Annotated in this window: 22 protein-coding genes; 16 read left to right on the forward strand and 6 right to left on the reverse strand. The window is 67.9% G+C overall.

From position 1 onward, the window contains the following. Positions 1-5 precede the first annotated feature (5 nt). Positions 6-884: a sterol desaturase family protein gene (locus AC5P5R_RS15905; protein ID WP_224119230.1), complete on the reverse strand. Its 879-nt coding sequence runs from the start codon at positions 882-884 to the stop codon at positions 6-8. Between the two features lie 142 nt (positions 885-1,026). Between AC5P5R_RS15905 and AC5P5R_RS15910 the strand changes: the two genes are divergently transcribed. The 7 genes from AC5P5R_RS15910 (at position 1,027) to AC5P5R_RS15940 (ending at position 9,831) form a co-directional block, all read left to right on the forward strand. Next, entirely contained in the window at positions 1,027-1,977 is a 951-nt protein-coding gene (locus AC5P5R_RS15910) for a LysR family transcriptional regulator (RefSeq protein ID WP_205601595.1), read from the forward strand. 92 nt (positions 1,978-2,069) lie between these two features. After that, positions 2,070-2,720, forward strand: coding sequence for a DsbA family oxidoreductase (locus AC5P5R_RS15915; RefSeq protein WP_012480588.1), 651 nt, complete (start codon positions 2,070-2,072; stop codon positions 2,718-2,720). 35 nt (positions 2,721-2,755) lie between these two features. Beyond that, the gene (locus AC5P5R_RS15920; RefSeq protein WP_100438621.1) at positions 2,756-3,763 is read left to right on the forward strand and encodes a cyclase family protein; all 1,008 of its coding nucleotides are present in this window, start codon (positions 2,756-2,758) and stop codon (positions 3,761-3,763) included. Positions 3,764-3,982: 219 nt separating this feature from the next. Further along, entirely contained in the window at positions 3,983-4,597 is a 615-nt protein-coding gene (imuA, locus tag AC5P5R_RS15925) for a translesion DNA synthesis-associated protein ImuA (RefSeq protein WP_005413787.1), read from the forward strand. A gap of 9 nt (positions 4,598-4,606) precedes the next feature. Beyond that, positions 4,607-6,016 (forward strand): Y-family DNA polymerase, encoded by a 1,410-nt coding sequence (locus AC5P5R_RS15930; RefSeq protein ID WP_100438622.1) that lies wholly within the window; start codon positions 4,607-4,609, stop codon positions 6,014-6,016. A 6-nt stretch (positions 6,017-6,022) separates the two neighbouring features. Next, positions 6,023-9,133, forward strand: coding sequence for an error-prone DNA polymerase (locus tag AC5P5R_RS15935; RefSeq protein WP_100438623.1), 3,111 nt, complete (start codon positions 6,023-6,025; stop codon positions 9,131-9,133). Between the two features lie 191 nt (positions 9,134-9,324). Next, positions 9,325-9,831, forward strand: a complete 507-nt coding sequence (locus tag AC5P5R_RS15940) for a hypothetical protein (RefSeq protein ID WP_005410054.1) — start codon at positions 9,325-9,327, stop codon at positions 9,829-9,831. Between the two features lie 32 nt (positions 9,832-9,863). Here the strand turns inward: AC5P5R_RS15940 and ptsJ are convergent, their stop codons facing one another. Then, positions 9,864-11,150 (reverse strand): MocR-like B6 salvage transcription factor PtsJ, encoded by a 1,287-nt coding sequence (gene ptsJ / locus AC5P5R_RS15945; protein WP_005413790.1) that lies wholly within the window; start codon positions 11,148-11,150, stop codon positions 9,864-9,866. 76 nt (positions 11,151-11,226) lie between these two features. On the opposite strand from ptsJ, the gene AC5P5R_RS15950 reads away from it, so the two are divergent. The 9 genes from AC5P5R_RS15950 to AC5P5R_RS15990 all read left to right on the forward strand — a co-directional run bounded on the left by AC5P5R_RS15950 (position 11,227) and on the right by AC5P5R_RS15990 (position 19,106). After that, positions 11,227-12,000 carry a YggS family pyridoxal phosphate-dependent enzyme gene (locus tag AC5P5R_RS15950; protein ID WP_005413791.1) on the forward strand — a complete coding sequence of 258 codons (774 nt, stop codon included), beginning with the start codon at positions 11,227-11,229 and terminating at the stop codon, positions 11,998-12,000. Beyond that, the gene (locus AC5P5R_RS15955; RefSeq protein WP_005410057.1) at positions 11,997-12,698 is read left to right on the forward strand and encodes a glutamine amidotransferase; all 702 of its coding nucleotides are present in this window, start codon (positions 11,997-11,999) and stop codon (positions 12,696-12,698) included. Before AC5P5R_RS15950 ends, AC5P5R_RS15955 begins: the two co-directional genes overlap by 4 nt. Beyond that, complete coding sequence (locus AC5P5R_RS15960) at positions 12,695-12,919, forward strand: hypothetical protein (RefSeq protein WP_005410058.1); 225 nt, start codon at positions 12,695-12,697, stop codon at positions 12,917-12,919. The genes AC5P5R_RS15955 and AC5P5R_RS15960 overlap by 4 nt, the downstream gene beginning before the upstream one ends. A 94-nt stretch (positions 12,920-13,013) precedes the next feature. Next, positions 13,014-13,520, forward strand: coding sequence for a hypothetical protein (locus AC5P5R_RS15965; RefSeq protein WP_024956788.1), 507 nt, complete (start codon positions 13,014-13,016; stop codon positions 13,518-13,520). A 124-nt stretch (positions 13,521-13,644) separates the two neighbouring features. Next, positions 13,645-14,154, forward strand: a complete 510-nt coding sequence (locus AC5P5R_RS15970) for an RNA polymerase sigma factor (protein ID WP_049460409.1) — start codon at positions 13,645-13,647, stop codon at positions 14,152-14,154. Continuing rightward, on the forward strand, positions 14,151-15,077 hold the full coding sequence (locus AC5P5R_RS15975) for a FecR family protein (protein ID WP_062607278.1): 927 nt from the start codon (positions 14,151-14,153) through the stop codon (positions 15,075-15,077). The genes AC5P5R_RS15970 and AC5P5R_RS15975 overlap by 4 nt, the downstream gene beginning before the upstream one ends. A 64-nt stretch (positions 15,078-15,141) precedes the next feature. Beyond that, complete coding sequence (locus tag AC5P5R_RS15980; RefSeq protein ID WP_065184152.1) at positions 15,142-17,613, forward strand: TonB-dependent receptor; 2,472 nt, start codon at positions 15,142-15,144, stop codon at positions 17,611-17,613. Further along, complete coding sequence (locus tag AC5P5R_RS15985) at positions 17,600-18,400, forward strand: ChaN family lipoprotein (protein ID WP_076739893.1); 801 nt, start codon at positions 17,600-17,602, stop codon at positions 18,398-18,400. The genes AC5P5R_RS15980 and AC5P5R_RS15985 overlap by 14 nt, the downstream gene beginning before the upstream one ends. Further along, entirely contained in the window at positions 18,393-19,106 is a 714-nt protein-coding gene (locus tag AC5P5R_RS15990) for an energy transducer TonB family protein (protein WP_044570450.1), read from the forward strand. The genes AC5P5R_RS15985 and AC5P5R_RS15990 overlap by 8 nt, the downstream gene beginning before the upstream one ends. On the opposite strand, the gene AC5P5R_RS15995 is transcribed toward AC5P5R_RS15990, so the two are convergent. From AC5P5R_RS15995 to adiC, 4 genes are all read right to left on the reverse strand, one after another. After that, the gene (locus AC5P5R_RS15995; RefSeq protein ID WP_005413799.1) at positions 19,103-19,537 is read right to left on the reverse strand and encodes a RidA family protein; all 435 of its coding nucleotides are present in this window, start codon (positions 19,535-19,537) and stop codon (positions 19,103-19,105) included. The genes AC5P5R_RS15990 and AC5P5R_RS15995 overlap by 4 nt on opposite strands. Before the next feature lie 180 nt (positions 19,538-19,717). Beyond that, complete coding sequence (locus tag AC5P5R_RS16000; RefSeq protein ID WP_065184148.1) at positions 19,718-20,620, reverse strand: cation diffusion facilitator family transporter; 903 nt, start codon at positions 20,618-20,620, stop codon at positions 19,718-19,720. A 28-nt stretch (positions 20,621-20,648) separates the two neighbouring features. Beyond that, positions 20,649-22,937, reverse strand: coding sequence for an Orn/Lys/Arg family decarboxylase (locus tag AC5P5R_RS16005; protein ID WP_065184149.1), 2,289 nt, complete (start codon positions 22,935-22,937; stop codon positions 20,649-20,651). Positions 22,938-22,957: 20 nt separating this feature from the next. Continuing rightward, positions 22,958-24,310 carry an arginine/agmatine antiporter gene (gene adiC, locus AC5P5R_RS16010; RefSeq protein WP_005410068.1) on the reverse strand — a complete coding sequence of 451 codons (1,353 nt, stop codon included), beginning with the start codon at positions 24,308-24,310 and terminating at the stop codon, positions 22,958-22,960. Positions 24,311-24,379: the final 69 nt, after the last annotated feature.

Here is a 24,379-nt window from a genome sequence, read left to right on the forward strand (position 1 = left end):
TTCAATCATTCGCGCCTGCGCAGGCCTTCCGGCAACTCCGGCACCTCGCCATGCGGCAGTTCGCGGAACGGCGCCAGCAGCTGCCCGGGATAATCGCGCGGATAGTCCGGCTGGCTGCCGATGCCAAGGTCGCGTTGCTGCAGCCGATAACCCGGCGCATTGAAAGCGGTCCCCAGCAGGTGATCCCAGACGGTCAGGAACAGGCCGAAGTTGACGTCGCCAGCGGTGCCGTAACGCATGTGGTGGAAGCGGTGCAGCGGCGCCCAGGCCATCACCCGGCCGAGCACGCCGGGACGCATGTCCACGTTGGAGTGCTGCAGCAGCAGCTGGATGGCAATGGCGAAAGCCAGCACCGCAGCCACCGGCATCGGCAGGCCCAACAGCAGCAGCGGCAGCACGCCGCCCACCGCTTCGGCCGCCTGATGCAGCGGGTGTTTCATCAGCCCGTTGAAGCCGTACATGCGGGTGACGCTGTGGTGCACCGCATGCAGCCGCCACAACCAGCCGATGCGATGGCTGGCGTAGTGCACCAGGGTGATGCCGAGATCAGCGCAGACGATGGCCAGCAGCACCTGCAGCGCGAATGGCCACTGCACCGGCCACAACTGCCACGGAATGATTGCCGCCAGCAGCGGCACCGCCGCGATTGACAGCAGGTTCAGGCTTTCATTGACCAGTGCATGCAGGGTGTCACGCAGGCTGTCGCCGTGGTCGTGGTTGAACGCGGGATCGTACGGCCAGGCCCGCTCGGCGACGAACGAGACCGCGATGGCGGCCGCCAGCAAGGCCAGCAGCCACAACGGATCACCGTGGCAATGGCCGACCCAGACGACGGCAGTGGCAACGAAGCCCAGCAGGAACAGCGGAGCATACAGGCGGAGCATCCAGTGCTTCATGGGCAACCCGGAAAGTGAGGGGCCTGCATGCTGGCGCCGCGTATGGGGTGCTGGCTTGAACAAACGGCGCAACCCGCGCGCACCGGGTAGACGCCGACCTTGGTCGGCGCCGCGTTTCCCACATCCACGCATGGCGCGGCTCTACAATGGCGCCCTCATCGCACCCGGGGCCGGCATGGATTCCTTCAACCTGATGCGTGCCTTCCGCCGCATCGTCGAACGCGGCGGGCTGGCCCGCGCTGCCGAAGACCTGGGCATGTCGCCGGCCGGGCTGAGCAAGCAGTTGCGCACGCTGGAAGCGCATCTGGGCGTGGTACTGCTGCAGCGGACCACGCGGCGCATGAGCCTGACCGAGACCGGCCACGCCTATTACCGTGAATGCTGCCGCCTGCTCGACGAGCTGGACGCATTGGAACGTGGCATCGCCGAACAGCGCGGCGACGTAGCCGGACGCCTGCGCGTCAATGCGCCGCAGTCGTTCGCGCTGAGCACGCTGTCGCCGCTGCTGCCGCGCTTCCTGCAGCAGCATCCACAGTTGTCGCTGGACCTGGTGATGGAAGACCGCCTGCTCGACGCGGTCGGCGAAGGTTTCGATGTGTCGCTGCGGCTGCGTGCCGAGCTGGATGATTCACGCCTGGTGGCACGCCGGCTGGCCTCGCTGCAGCAGGTGCTGTGCGCGGCCCCGTCCTATCTGCGGCAGCATCCGGCACCGCAGGCGGTGGACGATCTGCAGGCGCACAGCGTGCTGGCCTACAGCCTGTCCGACTCACCGGGCAGCTGGCCGCTGCTCGGCCCCGATGGCCAGGTGACGATCACCCTGCCAGCGCGCCTCACCGTCAACAACAGCCTGCTGCTGCGCGACCTGCTGGTGGCCGGCATGGGCATCGGCGCCCTGCCCTCGTTCCTGGCGGCACCCGCACTGGCCCGTGGCGAACTGCAGCAGGTGCTGCCCGACCACCGCTATCCGCCGCGCTTCGTGCATGCGGTCTACCCGACCTCGCGCCACCTGCAGCCCAAGGTGCGTGCCTTCATCGATTTCCTGCACGCCGAGCTGCCCGGCTGCGCCGGCCTGGATTCGTAACCGCCAGCGAAAACTGAGCTGCCCGCGGCGTGCTGTTTCGGCCACGCCGCGCTGCCTAATCTGCCGCCTCCCCTCTCACCGATGGCAGGCAGATGTCTTCCGTTCCTTCCCCCGCCACCGCCGCGCCGGTGGTCGATTTCTTCCACGACGTGGTCTGCGGCTGGTGCTTCGTGCTGGCCCCGCGCCTGCAGCAGGTCTCGGCCGAACTCGGCATCCAGGTGCGCCACCGCAGCTTCGTGCTGCAGGACTCGCGCGCGCAGATGGTCGAGGTGTTCGGCTCGATGGAGCGCGCCAAGGCGATCATCCTGCGCCACTGGACCGACTGCGCCGCGCATGAAGACACCGCGCGCATCGATATCGAAGGCATGCGCGCACAGGACTTCGAGTATCCGTCCGGCTGGCTCGGCGCACTGGCCTGCCAGGCCGCCGGCATGCTCGGTGGCAACGACGCCCATGGCGCGATGTTTGATGCCGTGCAATGGGCGCACCTGCACCAGCACCGCAACATCGGCGACGCCGAAGTACTGCTGGATATCGCCGAATCGCTGGGCCATCCACGTGGCGCCTTCGCTGACCACATGCGCAGCGACGCAGTACGCCAGCGCGTGCAGGCCGATCGTGCCGAAGCCGCTGCCCTCGGCATCCGTTCCATACCCACCGTGATCGGCGGCAACGGCCTGCGCCTGCAGACCCTGCCGCTGCCACACCTGCGCCAGGCCCTGGCGCCCCTGGTCGCGGCCTGAGCCGCACCCTCCCCCACCCTGCAAGGAGATTCCCCATGACCCCACATACCCTGGGCACCGCGCTGGCCCTGCTGCTGGCCGGCACCGCCGCGTCCACCACCGTGTCCGCACACGAACGCGTACCCTCCGGCCAGCAGGTCGGCACCAGCCCCTGGGGGCCGAAGGACGAGATCGGCCGCCTCAACCTGATCACCGAAGCCTCGCGTGCGGCGATCCTGTCACGGGTCAGCGGCGGCAAAGCCTATGACCTGGCCACCGAATACTACGTCGGCATGCCCAGCTGGCAGGATGCCGGCGACCCGCACTACCAGTTCTGGATGACCCACACCCCGCGCGGCACGGTGATGGACGACCCGATGGGCGTGGGCGAGACCATGAACCTCACCCGCAGCTACACCGGCACCGCATTCTCGATGTACAGCCACACCGGCACCCACATCGATGCGCTGAACCACTTCGGCATCCACGGGAAGATCTGGAACGGCTTCGAGGCCGACAAGCACCTCGGCGACCGTGGCTGGAATGTCACCGGCATCGAGAAGTTCCCGCCGCTGATCGCGCGTGGCGTGCTGATCGACGTGGCCGCTGCCAAGGGCGTGGACATGCTGCCTGACAGCTACCGCGTCACCCGCCAGGACCTGAAGGATGCGCTGGCACGCCAGAAGGTGAAACTGCAGCAGGGCGACGTGGTGCTGATCCGCACCGGCCGCATGCGCCTGTTCGAGCAGCCCAGGGCCTACATGGCCAACCCGCCGGGCATGGGCCTGGACGCGGCGCGCTTCCTGGTCGAGGACAGCGGCGCGATGATCGTCGGTGCCGACAACCTCAGCTTCGAGACCTTCCCCTCGGAGGTGTCCGACGACTACGTGCCGCTGCACACCTACCTGCTGGCCCAGCAGGGCGCGCCGATCATCGAGCTGGTGGCGCTGGACGAACTGGCCCGCGACAAGGTCTACGAGTTCGCCTTCATCGGCGGCCCGCTGAAGATCCGCGGCGGCGATGCCGCGCCGCTGCGCCCGGTGGCGCTGCCGGTGCGCCCGTAACCAGGGCCTGTGGGTGCCGACCTTGGTCGGCACTCCTTTACCCCTTCAGCAACCTGAAACCGGACCCTCCGATTTCATTAGTAATTCTACTCACAAGGCGAGTAGCATGTCTGGTCTCAGCCCCTGATACCGGCCCGTCGATACTCGCGCCATGCCCGCTGTTTCCGCCCGTTCCTGCCGTTTCCAGCCCGCCCGGCGCCTCCCCTGGAGGGCCGGCTGATGGGTGCCGTCGTCGCCCTCGACCGGCTGCTGGACGGGCGCCAGCTGTGGCGCGGCCCGGCCCGCCAGGGGCCGGCCAGCGACCACCTGGCCAGCGGCCACCCGGCACTGGACGCACGCCTGCCCGGCGGTGGCTGGCCCACCAGCGGGCTGTGCGAGGTACTGCAGGCGGCGCCCGGGGTGGGTGAGCTGGCGCTGGTCTGGCCGGCGCTGGCCAAGCTGAGCCTGCGCGACCGCCCGATCGTGCTGGTCGCCCCGCCCTATCGCCCGCATGCCCCGGCCTGGGCGGCAGCCGGGCTGGACCTGGCCCAGCTGCAGATCATCCACGCAGCGCCGAAACAGGCGCTCTGGGCCACCGAGCAGTGCCTGCGCTCTGCCGCCTGCGCGGCGGTGCTGTGCTGGCCGCACCAGGCCGACGATCGCGCCCTGCGCCGGCTGCAGGTGGCCGCCGACAGCGGCCAGTGCCTGGGCTTCGTGTTCCGCGAGGCGCAGGCGGCGCGCAATCCCTCTCCGGCCAGCCTGCGCCTGCAGCTCGACCACGGCCAGGTGCGGGTGCTGAAGTGCCGAGGCGGCCTGCCGCCGGCGCAGCCGTTGCCGCTGGCCATCGCCCACTGAGGCCGCGCCATGCACTGGGCCTGCCTGTTGTTGCCGCAGCTGGCGCTGGACAGCGTGCTGCGCCTGCAGCCGGATCCGCAGCGCCCACTGGTGCTGCTGCAGGGGCCGGCACAGCGTCGCGTACTGCGTGCGGTCAGCCCATCGGCACGCGCAGCGGGGCTGCGCCCGGGCATGCTGCTGTCGGCTGCACAGGTGCTGGTGCAGGACATGCACCTGCACGATTACGATCCCAACGCCGAACAGCACACCCGGCAGCTGCTGGCCAGCTGGGCCTACGCCTACAGCTCGCAGGTCAGCCTCGATTTCCCGCATGCACTGGTGCTGGAGATCGGCGCCAGCCGCGCCCTGTTCGGTGACTGGCTGACGATCCAGCAGCGGCTGCGCAACGAACTGCACGAACTCGGCTTCCGTCACCGTCTGGTGGCCGCACCTACCCCACAGGCCGCGCGCGTGCTGGCCAACGTCCACGACGGCCTCGGCATCGATGCACAGCAACTGCCAGCGGCACTGGCGCAGCTACCCCTGCCGCGCTGCGGCCTGCCCAACGAAGCGGTGACGGTGCTCGGCCGCTCCGGCCTGCGCACGCTGGGCGCAGTGCTCGAGCTGCCGCGCGACAGCCTGGCCCGGCGCTTTGCCCCCGAGGTCCTGCAGCAGCTGGATGCACTGCGTGGGCTACCCACCGCGCCACTGCGCTACTACCAGCCACCGGACCGTTTCGATGCACGCATCGAATTCGAGTACGAGATCGAATCCAGCCAGGCCCTGTTGTTCCCGCTGCGTCGCCTGCTGCTGGACCTGGCCGCGTTCCTGTGTTCGCGCGATGGCGGCGTGCAGCGCTTCGACCTGCATTTCGAGCACGACCTGCTGCCGGCCAGCGTGCTGACCATCGGCCTGCTGGCACCGGAACGCGATCCCGCGTTGCTGTTCGAGATCGCGCGCAACCGCATGGAAGCGTTCGCCCTGCCGGCCGGCAGCCGCGCACTGCGCCTGCAGGCCGAACAGCTGCCACCGTTCGTGCCCGCCGCGCGCGACCTGTTCGATACCCGCCCGGCACAGGCGATGCCCTGGAACCAGCTGCGCGAGCGCCTGCGCGCGCGGCTGGGCGATGACGCCGTGCAGCCGCTGGCGGTGCAGGCCGATCATCGCCCCGAACGCGCCAGCGGCAGCCAGCCCGCGGCCAAGCCTCCGTCGTACTGGCCGCTGCGCCCTGGCTGGTTGCTGGACACCCCGCAACCGCTGCGTGATCCGCGGCTGCGCATCGTCACCGGGCCGGAGCGGATCGAATCGGGCTGGTGGGACCAGGCCGACGCGCGCCGCGACTACTACGTGGTGGAAACCGCACACGGCCAGCGCGGCTGGGCTTTCCGTGAGCGCAACGATCCGCATGCGCCGTGGATGCTGCACGGCTGGTTCGGCTGAGCCGCCATGCACAGCGAACTGCCCGGCTACGCCGAACTGCACTGCCTGTCGGCCTTCAGTTTCCAGCGCGGCGCTTCGATCGCCGAAGAGCTGTTCGCGCGCGCCGCCGGCCAGGGCTACCGCGCGTTGGCGATCACCGACGAATGCTCGCTGGCCGGCATCGTGCGTGCCTGGCAGGCGGCGAAGGCGCATGGCGTGGCGCTGATCGTCGGCGCCGAATTCCAGGTCGAGGACGGACCCAAGCTGGCCCTGCTGTGCACCGACCAGGCCGCCTATGCCGGGCTCTGCCAGTTGATCACTACCTGCCGGCGGCGCGCGGCCAAGGGCGAGTACCGTTGCCTGCGCGAGGACCTGCTCGGCCTGCCCGACGGCCTGCTGTGCCTATGGCTGGACCGGCAACCGGCGGCCACCGATCTGGAACTGCTGCGCGCCGGCTTCGGCGATCGCCTGTGGCTGGCGGTGGAACTGCACCACGAACACGACGACGCACGCCGCCTGCAGCAGCTGCAGGCCTTCGGCGAACGTCACCGCCTGCCGCTGGTCGCCAGTGGCGATGTGCACATGCACGTGCGACGCCGCCGCGCCCTGCAGGACACGCTGACCGCGATCCGCCATCGTTGCAGCGTGGCCGAGGCCGGCTGGCGCCTGTTTCCCAACGGCGAGCGCCACCTGCGCCCGCGCACCGCGCTGGCCCAGCTGTATCCCGCCGAACTGCTGGCCGAGACCCTGCGCATCGCCGAACGCTGCCACTTCACGCTGGAGCAGCTGCAGTACACCTATCCGCGCGAGCTGGTGCCGGAGGGGCATGACCCGGACAGCTGGCTGCGCGAGCTGGTCGAAGAAAAGATTCCCTGGCGTTGGCCAGAAGGGATCAAGGACGCACAGCGCAAGCAGATCGAACATGAGCTGGCGTTGATCCGGGAGAAAAACTACGCCTCCTACTTCCTTACCGTGCATGACATCGTGCGCTTCGCCCGCAGCCAGGACATCCTCTGCCAAGGGCGTGGCTCGGCGGCCAATTCGACGGTGTGCTTTGTGCTGGGCGTGACCGAGATCGATCCTGCGCGCAGCAATCTGTTGTTTGAACGCTTCATCTCCGCCGAGCGCAATGAGCCGCCGGACATCGACATCGACTTCGAGCACGAGCGCCGCGAGGAAGTGTTGCAGTACGTGTTCAAGCGCTATGGCCGCGAGCGCGCCGCACTGACCGCAGTAGCAATCAGCTACCGTGGCCGCAGCGCGATCCGCGACGTGGCCCGTGCGCTCGGCCTGCCGATGGACCAGGTCAACGAACTCGGCGCGGCGATGGACCACTGGGGAGGCAGCATCCCGCTGCCGGAAACCCTGCGCGAGCGCGGCTTCGACCCGGACACGCCCTTGATGCGGCGGCTGCTGGCATTGACCGCCGAGCTGATCGACTTCCCACGCCACCTGTCTCAGCATCCGGGCGGTTTCGTCATCTCCGAGCATCCGCTGTCGACCCTGGTGCCGGTGGAAAACGCGGCGATGGCCGACCGCACCGTCATCCAGTGGGACAAGGACGATCTGGATGCCACCGGCCTGATGAAGGTCGACTGCCTGGCGCTGGGCATGCTCACCGCCATCCGCAAATGCCTGGCGATGTTGAAGCAGCACGGCCTGCATGAAGGACGCATGGATGCGATCCCGCCCAAGGATGCAAAGACCTTCGACATGATCTGCGCCGCCGACACCATCGGCGTGTTCCAGATCGAATCGCGCGCCCAGATGGCGATGCTGCCGCGCATGCAGCCACGCACGTTCTATGACCTGGTGATCGAGGTGGCGATCGTGCGCCCTGGCCCGATCCAGGGCGACATGGTGCACCCCTATCTGGAGCGGCGCCGGATCCTGCGCGAACAGGGACCGGACGCGTTGAACGACCCGGACAACCCGCTCTACCCACCGCAGCTGGAACGCGTATTCGCACGCACGCTGGGCGTGCCGCTGTTCCAGGAACAGGTGATGCAGCTGGCAGTGGAAGCGGCCGGCTACACGCCGGGCCAGGCCGATGCCCTGCGCCGCTCGATGGCGGCGTGGAAGCGCCGTGGCGGCCTGGAGCCGCATCGCGAGAAGCTGCTGGCCGGCATGCTCAATAACGGCTTCAGCCGCGAGTACGGCGAGCATCTGTTCGATCAGATCAAGGGCTTCGGTGATTACGGTTTCCCGGAAAGCCACGCCGCCAGCTTCGCCCTGCTGACCTATAACAGCTGCTGGCTGAAATGCCATCACCCCGCCGCGTTCACCGCCAGCCTGATCAACAGCCAGCCGCTGGGCTTCTACAGCCCCGACCAGCTGCTGCAGGACGCGCGCCGGCACGGCATCCGCGTGCTGCCGGTGGACGTGCGCCACAGCGACTGGGACTGCACCCTGGATTTCAGCAGGGGCGCGGCCGCGATCCGGCTCGGCCTGCGCCTGGTCGATGGCTGCAATGAACCCGCCGTGCAGGCCATCATGCGCGAACGTGCGCGGCGCCCGTTCGACGATGTGGGCGACCTGTGCCAGCGCACCGCCCTGGATCGCCGCCAGCAGGGCCTGCTGGCCGATGCCGGTGCGCTGCGTGGGCTCAGTGGCCATCGCCATCGTGCACGCTGGGATATCTCCGGCGTGGAAAACCGGCTGCCGCTGTTCGACCAGGCCCGCGCCACCGCCGAAGCCCGCGTGCCATTGCCGCTGCCCAGCGCATGGGAGGACATGCAGGCCGATTACCGCAGCACCGGCACCACCCTTGGCCGCCACCCGATCTCGTTCCTGCGTGCGCAGCTGCGCAGCCGTGGCTGTCTGGATGCCGCACAGCTGGTGGACCACGGTCATGGCCGTCGCGTGCGTATCGCCGGCCTGGTACGCATGCGCCAGCGCCCGCAGACCGCCAGCGGCGTCACCTTCCTCACGCTCGAAGATGAGACTGGCATGGTCAACGCCGTGGTCTGGCGGCACCTGGCCGATCGCCAGCACCGGGTGCTGGTCGATACCCAGCTGATGCAGATCGATGGCCGCCTGGAACGCGTCGATGGTGTGCAGCATGTCATCGTGCAGCGCATGCACTGCCTGGATGAGCTGCTGCAGGGACTGCGCAGCCACAGCCGCGATTTCCACTGACGCCGGGAATCACCGCGTAACGGCCACTGGGTGATGTCGAGCAGGTAGAGGTAGAGTCGACTGTCAGCCGACTTGCGCGCGCCAGCGCGGGAATCTCCGTGATCTGATCGAACAGCAGTCGACTGACAGTCGACTCTACCCATCCCCTTTTGCATCCGCTATCGTCGGCACATCCAAGGAAGGACCACCCGATGCCCCGTGCGCTGCTGCTGACCACACTGGTGGTCTCCACCCTCGCCCTGCTTGTTTCCGGCTGGACCGCCTGGAACCTGCATCGCAGCCAATCGCCACAGCGCATCATCGAAGCACGCGGCCTGGTCATCCACGATGCAAGCGGCCAGCCGCGGGTGATCCTCGGCGCACCGGTCCCCGACCCGCTCAGCCAGGGCCGCACCCAGGGGCCGCGCGCCACCGCCCTGTCTGGCCTGATCCTGCTTGGCCCCGACGGTTCCGAGCGTGGTGGTTATGGCACCAGCGACCGCGGCGGCGAAGCCCTGCTCACCCTCGACGATGCCACCGGCACTACCGAAGTATTCAAGGTCGTCGCCAACCCGGATCGCGGCGCCAGCCTGATGGTCAAGCACCAGAACAACACCGGCGCCATGCTCACCTCCTGGCAGGGCAAGCCGGAGCTGATGTTCGTCGATGACAGCGGCCAGTCCTACTACGTGCGCCCTGGCGCCAACGCCGCGCCCTGATCGGCTTCTGTAGCGTCGAGCCATGCTCGACGCTACACCCCGCACACGGCCGCCAGGTCATCGGCCAGCTGCCGCAGCTGCGTCGTCCCCAGCGCCGCACAGGTGATGCGCAGGCCATGTCCCGGCGCCGCCACCGCGAACACTTCGCCCGCCCGCACATGCCATCCGCGCGAAGCCAGTGCCAGCACCTGAGGATGGCTGTCAGCCGACAACGGCAGCCACAGGTTCAATCCCTCCATTGGCAGCGGCGTCGGCATGCCACGCGCGCGCAGCAACTCCTGCAGCGACTGCAGGCGCTGCTGGTAACGCTCACCTGCCGAGGCGATCTTCGCCCGCTGCGTTGCCGACGCCAGCACCGACGTCGCCGCATCCTGCAGCAGATGACTGACCCAGCCGGTGCCGGACGCCAATCGCAGCCGCAACCGCATCGCGGTTTCTTCATCGCAGGCCAACCAGGCCAGGCGCAGGTCGGGGCCGAGCGGTTTGGACAACGAACGCAACAGCGCCCAGCGCCGGCCATCCAGCGGCAGTACCGAGTGGTAGGCCTGCTGCGAAAGCAGCGCGTAATGATCGTCGACCAGCACCGCCACCTGCGGGTAGGCCGCCAGCAGCTGGCGCAACGCCCGTGCCCGCTTCGCATCCAGGCTGGCCCCGGTCGGGTTGTGCGCACGCGGGGTCAGCAGCACCGCGCGTGCACCGGCCTCCAGCGCCTGCCGAAGTGATTCGACCTGCATGCCATGCGCGTCCACCGCCACCGGCAACGGCGCGTGGCCCACGGCATTGAGCACATTGAGGCTGCCGAGGAAGCACGGATCCTCCACCGCGATGCGATCCCCCGGCAGCAGCCAGGCCGCCAGCAGGCGTTCAATGCCATCGACCGCGCCATGGGTCAGCTCCAGCGCATAACCCGCCGGGCAGTCCGCATCCAGCGAGGCGCGCGCCAGCGCCTGCAACCTCGGGTCGACCGTGCCCACGCCATACAGCCGCGGTGCGGCGGGGGCCAGGCGCAGGTTCGGCAGCAGGCGCGGATCCGGATTGCCACCGGCCAGGTCCTGCAGCGCCAGCCCGGGCGTACTGCCCTCGCGCGCCAGCGGCGGCGGCAGGCCACGCACCACCGTGCCGCGGCGGCCCGCCGTGCTGGCCAGGCCCGCCGCATCCAGGCGCTTGTAGGCAGCGGCCACGGTGTTGCGGTTCACGCCCAGCTGCTCGGCCAGTTCACGCACCGGCGGCAGCACGCTGCCGGCCGGCAAGCGGCCCTCGCCGATGCCCTCACGGATGCTGTCGAAGATCGACTCGGCACTGTGCCCGGTGATTTTCATTTTGTCCTATGCCAAAATATCTCTTGTCCTGTGCCAGTGTATCCCACCCTGGCCGCCCTGCATTGGAGGTGCCCGCATGCCCCTTGCCGCCGCCGACTGGCCCGTCGCCCAGTCCGTTGAACAGATCGCCGCCAACCTGGTCACGGTGCGCCAACGCATCGCCGATGCCTGCGCCCGCGTCGGCCGGGACCCGGCCAGCGTGCGCCTGCTGCCGGTCAGCAAGACCGTCGATGAAGCCCGCATCCGCATGGCGGTGGCCGCAGGCTGCCACGAACTTGGCGAGAACAAGGTGCAGGAGGCACAACGCAAGGCCGAAGCGATGGCCGACCTGGGCGTGCACTGGTCGGTGATCGGCCATCTGCAGACCAACAAGGCGCGCTACGTGGCACGCTTTGCCAGCGAGTTCCAGGCGCTGGACAGCCTGCGCGTAGCCGAGGCCCTGCAGCAGCGCCTGCAACTGGAAGAGCGCACCCTGGATGTGTTCGTGCAGGTCAACACCTCGGCCGAACCCAGCAAGTACGGACTGGAACCCGACGCGGTCGAGGCCTTCGTGCAACAGCTGCCAGCCTTCGATCGCCTGCGCGTGCGCGGCCTGATGACCCTGGCCATCTTCACCCCCGACGTCGAGCGCGTGCGCGCCTGCTTCGTGCGCCTGCGCGAACTGCGCGACCAGCTGCAACGCACCGCCCCGCCCGACCTGGACCTGTCGCAGCTGTCGATGGGCATGTCCGGTGATTTCGAAGTGGCCATCGAGGAAGGTGCCACCGTGGTCCGCGTCGGCCAGGCCATTTTCGGCGCCCGCGCCACCCCGGACAGCTTCTACTGGCCGAACAGCGGAGCCCCGGCATGAAGCACGCGGTTGTCCTGCAGCACGTTGGCTTTGAAGACCTCGGCACCCTGCAGCCACTGCTGTTGGCGCAAGGCTGGCAGCTGCAGCTGCTGCAGGCCGGCGTCGATGCGCTCGATGACGCCGAAACCGCCGACCTGCTGGTCGTGCTGGGCGGTCCCATCAGTGCCAATGACACAGGGACCTACCCCTTCGTCAACGACAGCATTGCCCTGCTGCAGCGCCGGCTGCAGCGGCAGCGGCCTACCCTCGGCATCTGCCTGGGTGCACAGCTGATGGCGCGCGCACTCGGTGCAAGTGTCGCTCCCAGTGGTGGCAAGGAAATCGGCTTTGCGCCACTGCTGCTGACCGATGAAGGCCAGCGTTCTCCGCTGCAGTCCCTGCAGGGCATTCCGGTACTGCATTGGCATGGTGAGGCGTTCGAACTTCCGGCCGGTGCACGCCGCCTGGCCAGCACGCCGGCCTGCCGTCACCAGGCCTTCGCCATCGGCAGCCACGCACTGGCCCTGCAATGCCACCCGGAACTGGACGCCCGCCAGTTCGAGCGCTGGCTGATCGGCCACACGCTGGAGCTGGCCCAGGCCGGCATCGATCCCAACGACCTGCGCGCACAGGCGCGTCGCTATGGCGCACCGCTGGCAGCGGCCGCAACCGCGATGTTCGACCATTGGCTGCAGGACCTGCCGGAGACACCGCAATGAACTACCGATTGCAGATCCACCGCGATGGCGCCCACTGGGGCCACTTCGACTGCAGCGGCCCCGATGCCCTGCAACGCATGGACGCCATTGCCGCACAGCTGCCTGCCGATCAGGGCTTCCAGCTGAAACGGCAGAAAGGTGTCGGCGAAGAGCGCATCCTGTCCAGCAATGCCGATGGCCTGCGGGTACTGGCTTCGCAGATCCAGTACCGCGACATCTGACCCGATGGTAGTGCCGGCCGCTGGCCGGCATCCGGATCTGCCGGCCAGCGGCCGGCACTACCGCGGCTGTTCGCCCGCGTGCGAAGCTTCACGCATGTTGACCCTGCAACGCGGCAACCACCACGGACTGCTCATCGCTCCGCGCTGGCCCTCCACCCGCATCCAACTGGAAGAAGAGGTACTGCAACGCCTGCTCGACGCGCAGGCGATGCTGCCTGCCGGGTTGCGCCTGCTGCTCACCCGTGGCTTCGAACCCGGCCACAGCCGTCTCGGCGGCTTCCGCCGCGCGGTACGACGGCTCGGCATCGCAGCATTCCGCACCTGCTACCCGCAACGCCGCGATGAGATCGATGCCATTTTCGGTGCCAACGGCCACGACATCGATGGCCGTCATGTCGATGTCTCACTGGTACTGCACGGCAAGCGGCTGCGGCTGCTGCCCCTGGGCGTGTTCACCCCACCGCGCTGGCAGGATCGTCGCGTTGCCCGTCATTCCGAAGCCGTCGTGCAGGTGAAGCGCAGCCTGCAGCAGTGCGGCTTCGAGCTGCATCACAACGCCACCGAAGCCCTGCAGATCCACTGCGACTATCGCCCGCGCTGACGCCGCGGTGGCCCATGCGTGCCGTGCCTCGCGCCATGGATGCAAATGATTCTCTTTTGCTGTAAGGTGCAGCCGCTGCCCTTGCCGCCGCGGGCTGTTCCCTTTCCCAGTTGTCGCCCGCCCCGTGTCCACGCCTGTCGAACCGACGGATGTCGCGCAGCTGTGCGCGGCCCATTACCGGCCGCTGCACGCCCATGTCCGCCGCAAACTCCCGCAACGCAGCGACGCCGATGACGTCGTCCAGGAAACCTGGCTGCGTGTCGTCAAAGTCGCCGCCAGCGGCCTGCTGAGCAACGGCCGCGCCTATCTGTACCGCGTCGCCCACAACCTGATCGCGGATCACTACCGGCAGCGCCAGCGCCGTCGCGAAGAGGTACTGGATGACACGCAGTTGCAGGCCATCGCCGATCCTGCACCACTGCCCGAGCAGCGACTGCTCGACGCCGAACAGCTGCGTCATCTCGATGCGATCATCGCCGCGCTGCCACCGCGCTCGCGCCAGGTGTTCCTGCTGGCGCGTGTGGAACAGATGGCCCTGGCCGAGATCGGCCGTCAGCTGGGCATCAGCCGGCAGACCGCGCACGGCCATCTGCTGCGCGCCCTCGTCGCCCTGCAGCAGGTGCCCGGCGCATGAGCCAGGACGCGATCGCGCGCGAAGCCGCACGCTGGTGGCTGGATGGACACGATGGCACCCGCGACGAGAACGCGTTCGACCAGTGGTGCCAGGCCGACCCCCGACATGCCGCGCAGTACCAGTATCTGCAGCACCTGTGGCAGGCAGGCGCGACGCTGCCCAGCCTGCAGCGGCAACAGCAGCGCAGGCAACGCCGTCGCCTGCGCGAAGCCGGCATTGCGGTTCTGTTGCTGTGTGCGCTGGGTCTCTACAGCCGCCATGCCTCGCCGCCGGTGGCGCAGGTACTGCGTACGGCCGCTGGCGAGATCCGCGATGAGACCCTTCCGGATGGTTCGCATGTCCTGCTGTCACCCGGCAGCGAAGTGAAGGTGCGCATCGATGGGCAGCGCCGCCAGCTCCAGTTGCAGCGTGGCCAGGCCTGGTTCCAGGTCGCCGCCGATGCCGACCGGCCCTTCCAGGTACACACTCCGCAGGGCACCGTCACTGCACTGGGGACCGCATTCGATCTTGCCGTGCAGGGCAACAGCAGCGTGGTCACCGTTACCGAGCATCGCGTGCGCGTGGACAGCGGCAACGCCAGCATGCTGGCCAACGACGGCGAGCAGCTGCGCTTCGATGGGCAGTCAACAGCCGATGCAACAACCACCGCCCCGGGAACACTGGCCTGGCGCGAACGGCGCCTGCACTGGGTCTCGGCCCCGCTGGCCGACGTCACGCAGGGCCTGGACCGCTGGCACGGCGGGCACACATGGGTCATCGGCGAGCAGCTGCGCCAGCAGCCGGTCACCCTGCTTGGCAGTGCCGACGGCGCAGCCAGCAACCGCGACCAGTTGGCCACTCAGTTGCAGGTGCGCGTGCTGCGCCTCGGCGACGGCGTACAGGTGTGGCTGCCGCCACGCAGGGAACGGCGTGATGGACCCTGACATCCGGCCTGCGGCTGCGTCTACCCAGGATGACGACGCTCTGCGTCAGCCCCTGGAGCCCCCGATGCTGTGCCCCCGCCCCCTTGTCCTCGCCCTGTCGCTGGCCTGCGCCAGCACCGTTCCCCTGCTGCCAAACAGCGCCCACGCGCAGGCCGCCACTCGAAGCTACGATCTGCCCGCCCAGCCACTGGCGGCCGCGCTGGACGCCTACAGCCGGCTGACCGGTGTCGATCTGGTGATCGGCGCGGCGCTGCCCCCAGGTCATTCGGCGCCTGCGCTGCGCGGTGACTTCGACGATGCGCAGGCCCTGACGCGCCTGCTGGCAGGCAGCGGCCTGCGCCCGCGCTTCGTGGATGCGCGTCGTGCCGCCCTGGAACCGGCGCCGGCCGAACGCGCCGATGGCAGCCGCCGCACCGGCCCGCTGCGGGTGCAGGGTACTACCGCACACGGCCAGGCACCGGGTGCCGGCGCCAGCCAATATGTACCGGCCACCCGCGATGGCTTTGCGCCCTCGGTCGGCAGCGAGCGCGTGGCGATGGCCGAACGCCAGGAAGGCAACAGCCTGCTGCGCTCGATGCCTGGCACCCACAGCTTCCATTCGCGCAGCCAGCCGGGCCTGCAGGTCAACATCCGCGGCATGACCGGTGCTGGCCGGGTCAACACCATGATCGACGGTGTCACCCAGACATTTCGCAACAATGCCGGGCATGGCTCGGGTGGTCCGTTCGCCTATGTCGATCCTTTCCTGCTGGCCGGCGTGGACGTGCAACGCGGTGCGGTCGCCGGTGGTGATGGTGCGGGTACGCTGGCCGGCAGTGCCAACTTCCGCACGCTGGATATCGACGATCTGCTCGGTGAGGGCCGTGACTGGGGCCTGCGTGCAGGCTATCGCCACGGCAACAACGGCTACGGCAGCGGCCGTACCTTCGCCGGTGCCTGGCGCCACAGTGAAGAGGGTGGCGACCGCCAGTTCGGCCTGCTGGCCGCTGCCAGCAGCAGCCGCAGCAGCGAATACGCGACCGCGCGTAGGCAGAAGAACAACGCCGACCCGGGCAGCCAGCAGCCCAGCAGCTGGCTGTTGAAAGCACGCCTGCAGCCCAGCGACCAGCACCGGCTGGACCTGAGCCACATGCGTTACGAAAACAACTTCTACCACAACTATCCGTGGCAGATTTCCGCGCGCAACCAGCGCGCCAGCTACCACTACACACCCTATTCGCCGTGGATCGACCTGCGTGCAACCTTCGCCGGCAACAAGACCCGGCTGTTCTATCCGCCAGTGGAGGATTCCAGCTACATCGGTCGCCGCACCCACAGCAGCCTGAGCAGCTGGACCGTGGACAACACCAGCCGCTTCGACATCGGGGCACTGCAGGCGCGCTGGAACACCGGCATCAAGCACCAGTCGGACATCTATGTGGCCGACACCCCCGTCCTGCGCGGTGCCAACCCGCAAGGTCGCAGCCAGCTGGACAGCGTGTTCAGCACGCTGGAGCTGCAGTACGACATCTACGCGCTGACCGCCGGCCTGCGCCAGGACCGCTTCGGCATCCGTGGCCACATCCCGGTGTGCTCGGATGTGCCCGGCCAGTGCGCGGAGATCAATGGCGGCGGCATCGACGTGCGTCGCACCGAGCGCGCACTCAGCCCCAGCCTGGCGGTATCGTGGCAGGCCACCGACTGGCTGCAGCTGTTCGCAGAAGCCTCGCGTACTTCCCGCCCGCCGCGGGTGCAGGAGATGTTCTTCGAGAAGATCCCGCTGGAAGGCATGAGCGATGCCGATGGCGTGGGCGCCAACCCGTTCCTGCGCCGCGAGCGCTCGCGCAACCTGCAGTTTGGTGCCAACCTCAGCACCGACTCGCTGCTGGTCGACGGTGACCTGGCACAGCTGCGGATCACCCGCTTCGACAACCGCATCCGCGACTACATCAAGCCGCAGTACCTGCTGATCGTGCATCCGCCGGAAGTGGAACCGTTCGTGGTGCCGATCGACAGCGATCCGCAACTCACTGCCTGGACCGATGCGCTGGACGTGGACGACTTCAGCACCACCACGCGCTGGATGAACCACCCCGGCGTGGTGCGCATGCGCGGTATCGAACTGGAAGCGCATTACGCCAGCGAGCACTACCACGCCACGCTGAGCTGGACCCGCTCGCACACCAGTGCGCCGGCCATCGAGTTCGTCAACCTGGAAGACATCACCGCCCTGCCCGACCGCTACTGGACGCTGGACGTGGGCGGCCGCTGGTGGCAGCAGCGCGTGCAGGCCGGCCTGCGCGCCGAGTACTCCGGGCCGACCGAGGAAGGCTACGACTTCTTCCAGACCCGCAAGACCGGCGGCACCGGCGTGCTGCTCGACTTCTACGCCAGCTTCAAGCCCCAGGCCAACACCACGCTGTGGCTGAACATCGAAAACCTGCAGAACAAGGCCTATGACAACAATGCCTCGATCGACAGCATCTTCAGCCCGATCCTGGACCGCGGCAACGGCCGTGGCCGTACCGTCTCGATGGGCGTCAATGTGGCGTTCTAGCCGTCGCTGGCTGCCCGTATGCCTGCTCGCGCTGGCGACCGTGGCCAGCGCGCAGCCGATGCCTGGCTCAGTGATCGACCTGGCCAACGGCCAGCACCTGGACGAAGCCGCGTTCGTGGCGCGTGCGGCGGACGCCCGGAGGCTGCTGCTGGGTGAGCGCCATGACCTCGCCGGAGACCACGCCGCCCAGCGCTGGCTGCTGCAGGCGCTGCAGCGGCGGCGCCCGCAGGGTTCGCTGGTGCTGGAAATGATCGCCAGCGAGCGCCAGCCACGCCTGCAGCGGGTGCAGCGCTGGCTGGCCAAGGGCAACCAGGCCGAAGGTGCACGCCTGCAGGAACTGCTGGAATGGGATACACGTTGGCCGTGGGCCGCGTATGGCGGGCTGGTACAGGATGCTGCCGATGCAGGCACGCCGCTGTTCGGCGGCAACCTGTCGCGTGCCGAGGTCAACGCGCTGCTCGCGTCCACCGAGGGCGTGCGGTTCCCGGTGGCCGCTGCCCGCCAGCGCCTGTCGGCGGTGGTGCTGGCCCAGCACGCAGACGCAGCACCGATGCTGGAAGGGATGCTGGCCGTGCAACAGGCCCGCGACACACGCATGGCACAGGTGCTGCTCGATGCGCCCGCGCCGGCGCTGCTGGTAGCGGGGCGCTGGCATGTACTGCGCGGTACCGGGGTACCGGGCTACCTGTCACCAGCTACGCCTGCGCTGGTGATCGCATTGGCTTCGCCGGGTGAAACCGTCGATGCGACGGATGCTGATCTGCTGTGGGTGCTGGACGATGAGTGAGCGTGGCCAACACTGGCGGGCGATCGCGATCACTGTCGTCCTGCACCTGCTGCCCCTGCTGCTGTTGGTGCACTGGGTCGCTGTGCCGCCGATGCTGCCGCCGCCGGAGCAGGACGTGCGCATCAGCCTGCGCCTGCTGGCACCGGCCACGCCGCCACAGCCCGTAGAGGAGCGCCAGGCCGACACCCCCAGCCAGGCGCAGCAGGCGCGCGCATCGCAACCGACAAAGTCGCCCCCGCCACCGAAACCCACCGCCGCGCGCGAGGGCGAGTTGGCCGCCAGCGAAACGGGCGGTACGGGTCGAAAGCCGCTGCCGGTCGCCCCGCCGGCGGCCGCGACCGATGCCAGTCCCGCACCGGCATCGATCACGGCCGCTCCGCCCGCTCCAGACGCGCCACCGGCGGACTTCCAGGCCGGCGCCGCCAGCGACCAGTGGGAAGCCCGCCTGATGGCGCGGCTGGAGCGTTACCGCTATTACCCTGCCGCCGCGCGCTCGCGCCGGCAGCAGGGCACTGCCTGGGTCAGGGCCAGCATCGACCGCGAAGGCCGCCTGCTGGCACTGCGGCTGGAACAGTCCAGTGGCCAGCCGATGCTCGATGACGCTGCGCTGCAGACCTTCCGTCGCGCGCAGCCGCTGCCGCCCATTCCCGGTGAACTGAAGGCACCACAGGAACTGGTGGTGCCGGTGGAGTACTACCTGCGCTAGGCGGCGTAGGCCTCCGCCTCGATCTCGAACAGCATGCCGTCCAGCGCCAGTCGCGGCACCGGGATCAGCGTGCAGGTGGGCGCCGCGCGGTTCGGCCAGCGCCGCCGCACCTGATGGGCGATGATGCCCAGCCGGTCCTCGTCGTGATCGACCACCAAGATACGCAGCCGTACCACGTCGGCCAGGCCTGCCTGCGCCGAGCGCAGCGCGGTCTGCAGGTTGTCCAGCGCCTGCCCGACCTGTTCTTCGAAGCTGGGTGAGAGACGACCCTGGGCATCTTCACCGCCCTGCCCGGCCACGTGGATCACCCGTGCCGGCAGGCGCACCACCGCCACGTGTGAGTAGCCGTTGGCCGAAGGATCGTAGAGGCCCGGTGGATTGAACAGCTCCAGCAGGCCATGGCTGAGGTCCGGTGTGGTCAGCAGATTCATGCCGCGCGCCTCGTGGGGGTTGCCGGCAGTCTGTGACCTCAACCCCGGTTGAGGTCAAATGGATCCGGTGCAACAGACCGGTCTGCCACGCGCAACGATCACGCGATCCCGTGGAATCGAGCCTGCTCGACTTCCGCTGACGAAAAGCAGTCGAGCAATCTCGACTCTACAGAAGCGTGGTCAGGTCCACGCCGGGTCTGCGGTGAAATCGATGGTCAGCCAGAACGTGCTGCCGCGCGCATCCAGCCTGACCGCGATCTCGTCACGCATCGCATCGACCTCGCCCACCGAGCCCAAGGGCGTAGCCGGATCGGCCAGCACATGGATTTCGATGAAGCGCATCCGCCCCATCTTCGCCACGTGGCTGGTGAAACCGGCATAGCCACGCTCGGCCACGAATGCCTGCATGACCTGCTGCACGCGCCGGTCCAGATCATCCGGCGCCACCTGCAGTACTTCGCGCATGGCCTTCCACGCACTGCGCGCCGGTACCGGCAGTACCGCCAGGCTGATCAATGCCAGCACGATCGAATCCAGATACGGCACCCAGTGGTGCCACTCACCGCCATGCAGGACCAGGGCCAGTACGAAGGCCAGCACTACCGCCAGGCTCATCAACCCACCCAGCAGCCAGCCCCGTACATCCAGCCACAACAGCGCCGAGCGCAGGCGCCGCGCCCGCTGGGCGACGAACGCCGCCATCGCCAGGTTGCTGGCACTCAGCAGCGCCGCCCACCACAGCGCGGGCCCGAATCTCACCTCGTGTCCGCCCGTGGTCAAACCAATCACCGCGTTGGCCAGCGCATACACGCAGGCCAGCGACAGGATCACACCGCCCAGCGCCTCGACCATCGGCTCCAGGTGCCAGTAGCCGTACTGGAAGCGCGGGCTCTGTTCCCGCGCCACCAGCCGCAGCACCGACAACGACACCAGGGTCAGGGCAACGTCGACCAGGCTGTACACACCGTCGAACAGGATGGCCTGCGATCCCACCAGCAGGCCACCGCTGAAGCCGACCACGCTGACCGCGATGGTGACCCCGATCGAGAACTTCAGGATGCGTTGCTCGCGCGCGGTATCCATCGTTCGCCGAAGGGCCGACCGTCGCCGGTCAGGCCTTCAGTACCTCCACCTTGTACGAGGTCACATCGCCGGCGTTCTCGATGATGAGCCCGTGCACGTCCGACTCGAAGCCCGGGAAGCGGGCATTCTGCTCACGGGCGATGCGCAGCGACTGGATGATCGGCTCATCGCTGTCGCCAAAGCGCTCGCCCGGCATGATGGTCGGAATGCCCGGCGGGTACGGCACCAGCATGGTCGCGGCGATGCGACCACTGACCTGCTCGATGTCGACCCGCTCGATCTCGCCCTTCACCAGGTGGTTGTAGGCATCGGCCGGGGTCATCACCGGCGTCGGCAGATCCACGTACATCTCGCGCATCACCTTGGCCACCGCGAATTCCTGGTTGAACGCATGCAGCGCGTCGCACAGGTCACGCAGGCCCCAACCGGCGTAGGCATTCGGGTAGTCGGCGGCCAGCGTCGGCAGTGCCTGGCTGAGCGGCGCGTTGCGGTCGTACAGTTCCTTGAACGCCATCAGTTCGGTGACCAGGGTGCTCCACTTGCCCTTGGTGATGCCCATCGAGAACAGGAACAGCACCGAGTACAGGTTGGTCTTCTCCACGGTGATGCCGCGGCCCCACAGGAACTTGCTCAGCACCGCCGCCGGAATGCCCAGCTTGCCCATGCTGCCGTCCATCGCCAGGCCCGGGGTCAGCAGGGTCACCTTGATCGGGTCGATCAGAACATAGTCATCCACCAGGTTCTCGAAGCCGTGCCAGTGCGCATCCGGCTGCAGGTACCACTCCTCGCGCTTGGCCACCATCGGTGCCGGCGTATCGCCCTTGTCCAGACTGCGCTCGACCTGGGTCGGTTGCCACACGCTGAACCACCAGTCGTCGCGGCCGAGATCATCGCGGACATGCAGCATCGCGCGGCGGAACGCGATCGCCTCGTCATGCATTTCCTGCACCAGCGAACGGCCGGCGTCGCCTTCCATCATCTTCGAGGCCACATCACAGGCCGCGATCACTCCGTAATGCGGGCTGGTCGAGGTGTGCATCATGAACGACTCGTTGAAGCGCTCGGCATCCAGGTTGCGCTGCGCCGAGTTGCGCACGTGGATCATCGAGGCCTGCGAGAACGCGGCCAGCAGCTTGTGCGTGGAATGCGTGGTGAAGATGATCGCATCCTGCTCGCGCGGCTTGCCCTTGGCCATGCCGTAGTGGTTCTCGTAGAACGGATGGAACGCAGCGTAGGCGTACCAGGCTTCGTCGAAATGCAGGAAGTCCACCGCGCTGCCGATCTCGTCGGCGATCTTCTCGGCGTTGTAGCACAGGCCATCGTAGGTGGAGTTGGTCACCACTGCGATGCGCGGCTTGGAGCCGGCCTTGTAGGCCTTGCTGGCCAGCGGGTTGGCGGCGATACGCTGCTGCAGCGACTCGGGCGTGAACTGGTCCAGGCTGATCGGGCCGATGATGCCATGCGCGTTGCGGCTGGGGGTGAAGTACACCGGCACCGCGCCGGTCATGATCAGCGCGTGCAGCAGCGACTTGTGGCAGTTGCGGTCGACGAACACCACGTCGCCGCGGGCCACTGTGCCGTGCCAGACGATCTTGTTGGCGGTGGAAGTGCCGTTGGTGACGAAGAAGGTATGGTCGGCACCGAAGTTGCGTGCGGCCTCGTTCTCGGCGTCCTTGATCGGACCAGTATGGTCAAGCAGCGAACCCAGTTCCGGCACCGAGATCGACAGATCGCTGCGCAGCGTGTTCTCGCCATAGAACTGATGGAACGCGCGGCCGACCGGCGATTTGGTGAACGCCACGCCGCCCGCATGGCCAGGCGTATGCCAGGAATAGTTCGACTCGGCCGCGTGATGGATCAGCGCCTTGAAGAACGGCGGCAGCAGGTTCTTCATGTAGTCTTCGGCCGCGCGCATCACCTGCCGCGAGATGAAGCTCTTGGTGTCTTCGAACAGGAAGATGAAGCCGTGAATGTACTTGAGCAGCTTGCTCGGCACCTTCTCGATGGTGCGGCGCTCGCCGTACAGGAACACCGGCAGGTTGGCGCGGCGCGCGCTCTGCTCGCGCAGGAAGGCGGTCAGGCGCTGGAACTCGCCATCCACCTCTTCGCTGCCATCGATCGAGATCAGCACCGCCGACGCCGCCACGTAGGTGCGGGCACCGGCACGGGCATCATCCAGGTTCAGGCCGCACAGCACGCGCTGGTCGTTGCTGCGCAGCTCTTCCACCAGGGCGCGGATCAGGATGCCGCCGATGCGCGGCGACTCGTAGTCGTTGTCGATGACAATGACCGGGTAGTCCAGGGACTTGAAGTACACGTTGATTCTCCTTGTCTAACTCAGGAACGCTGGGCGCCGGCGCTGATCGCCGAGGCCTCGCGGGCGCGCTGCCGCTGCTGGCGGCGCTCCTCGCTGAAGAAGGGATAGAACACGGTGATGAACAGCACGAACAGGAACGCGTACTGCACGATGGTTCCCGACGAGCCGTAGATCGCCCACAGGCAATAAACGACGGTCAGGCTGGTCAGGGTCCAGAACGCACCGGTGTGGACCAGGGTGTGCGAGCGCTCGACCACGAAGTAGCAGGCCACGCACGAGTAGATGTAGGGCAGCAGGGTCAGCACTACCGCCGCCGATGTGATCACGTCGAACTGTGCCGACGCGGTTTCCGAGGTGGAGGTGACCAGCACCGCCAAGGTCATCAGCACGGCCACGATCAGCACGCCCTTGACCGGTACGTCGTCCTTGTTGGTCTTGCTGAAGATGCTCGGGAACAGGCCGTCATCGGAGGCCGCCTTGGCGCTCTGTGCGGTCAGCAGGATCCAGCCGCCCAGCGAACCTGCAGCGCCGATGAAGGCACACAGGCTGACCAGCGCACCGCCCCAGCCACCGACGGCCTTGGCCGCGGCCAGCGCGAACGGCGCATCGGAGGTCTGCAGTTCGCCATTGGGCACCATGCCCATGATCACCGAGGAACTGGCGATGTAGGCGATGGCGGCCAGGAACACACCCGCCAGGGTGGCGCGGGCCACGTTCTTTTCCGGGTTCTCGACCACACCAGCGGTGACCGAGGCCGACTCGACACCAATGAAGGCCCACAGCGTCAGCGCCGCGGCGCTGGAGATCGCGCCGAAGTTCGATTCGCCGGACACGTTGTAGGCGCCCTTGAAAATGTCGGCATCGAAGAAGAACCAGCCGAAGATGGCGATGCCCAGGATCGGCACCAGCGCAAAACTGGTGGTGACGGTCTGCACCCGGCTGACGAACGCCGGACCGATCACGTTGGCGAAACTCAGCGCCCACACCAGGATCAGCACCGCGATGCAGCGCACCAGCGGCTCGGACAGGATCGGGAAGAAGTAGCTGAAATAGCCCACTGCGGCGATCGGAATGGCGACGTTGCCGATCCAGTTGGCGAACCAGTAGATGGTATTGGTCTGGAAGCCCATGTACGGCCCGAACCAGTCGCGCGCATAGGCGTACGGGCCGCCCGCCTTGGGTGCCAGCTTGCCCAGCTTGGCGAACACGAAGGCCAGCAACAGCGCACCGGCGGTGGTGATCAACCAGCCCCAGATCGAGGCGGTACCGATCTTGGCCAGGCTCGACGGCAGCAGGAACACGCCTGAGCCCATCATGTTGCCGGCGACGAGGAAGGTGGCTCCGACCACCCCGATTTTCTTTGCTTCTGCCATGACGATCTCCGGTACTGGCATGAGCCCGGCAGCACCGGGCGTGGGGACGGTTGCGCTGGCGTACGACCG

The organism is Stenotrophomonas sp. YJH_SMC_19 (assembly GCF_059367915.1).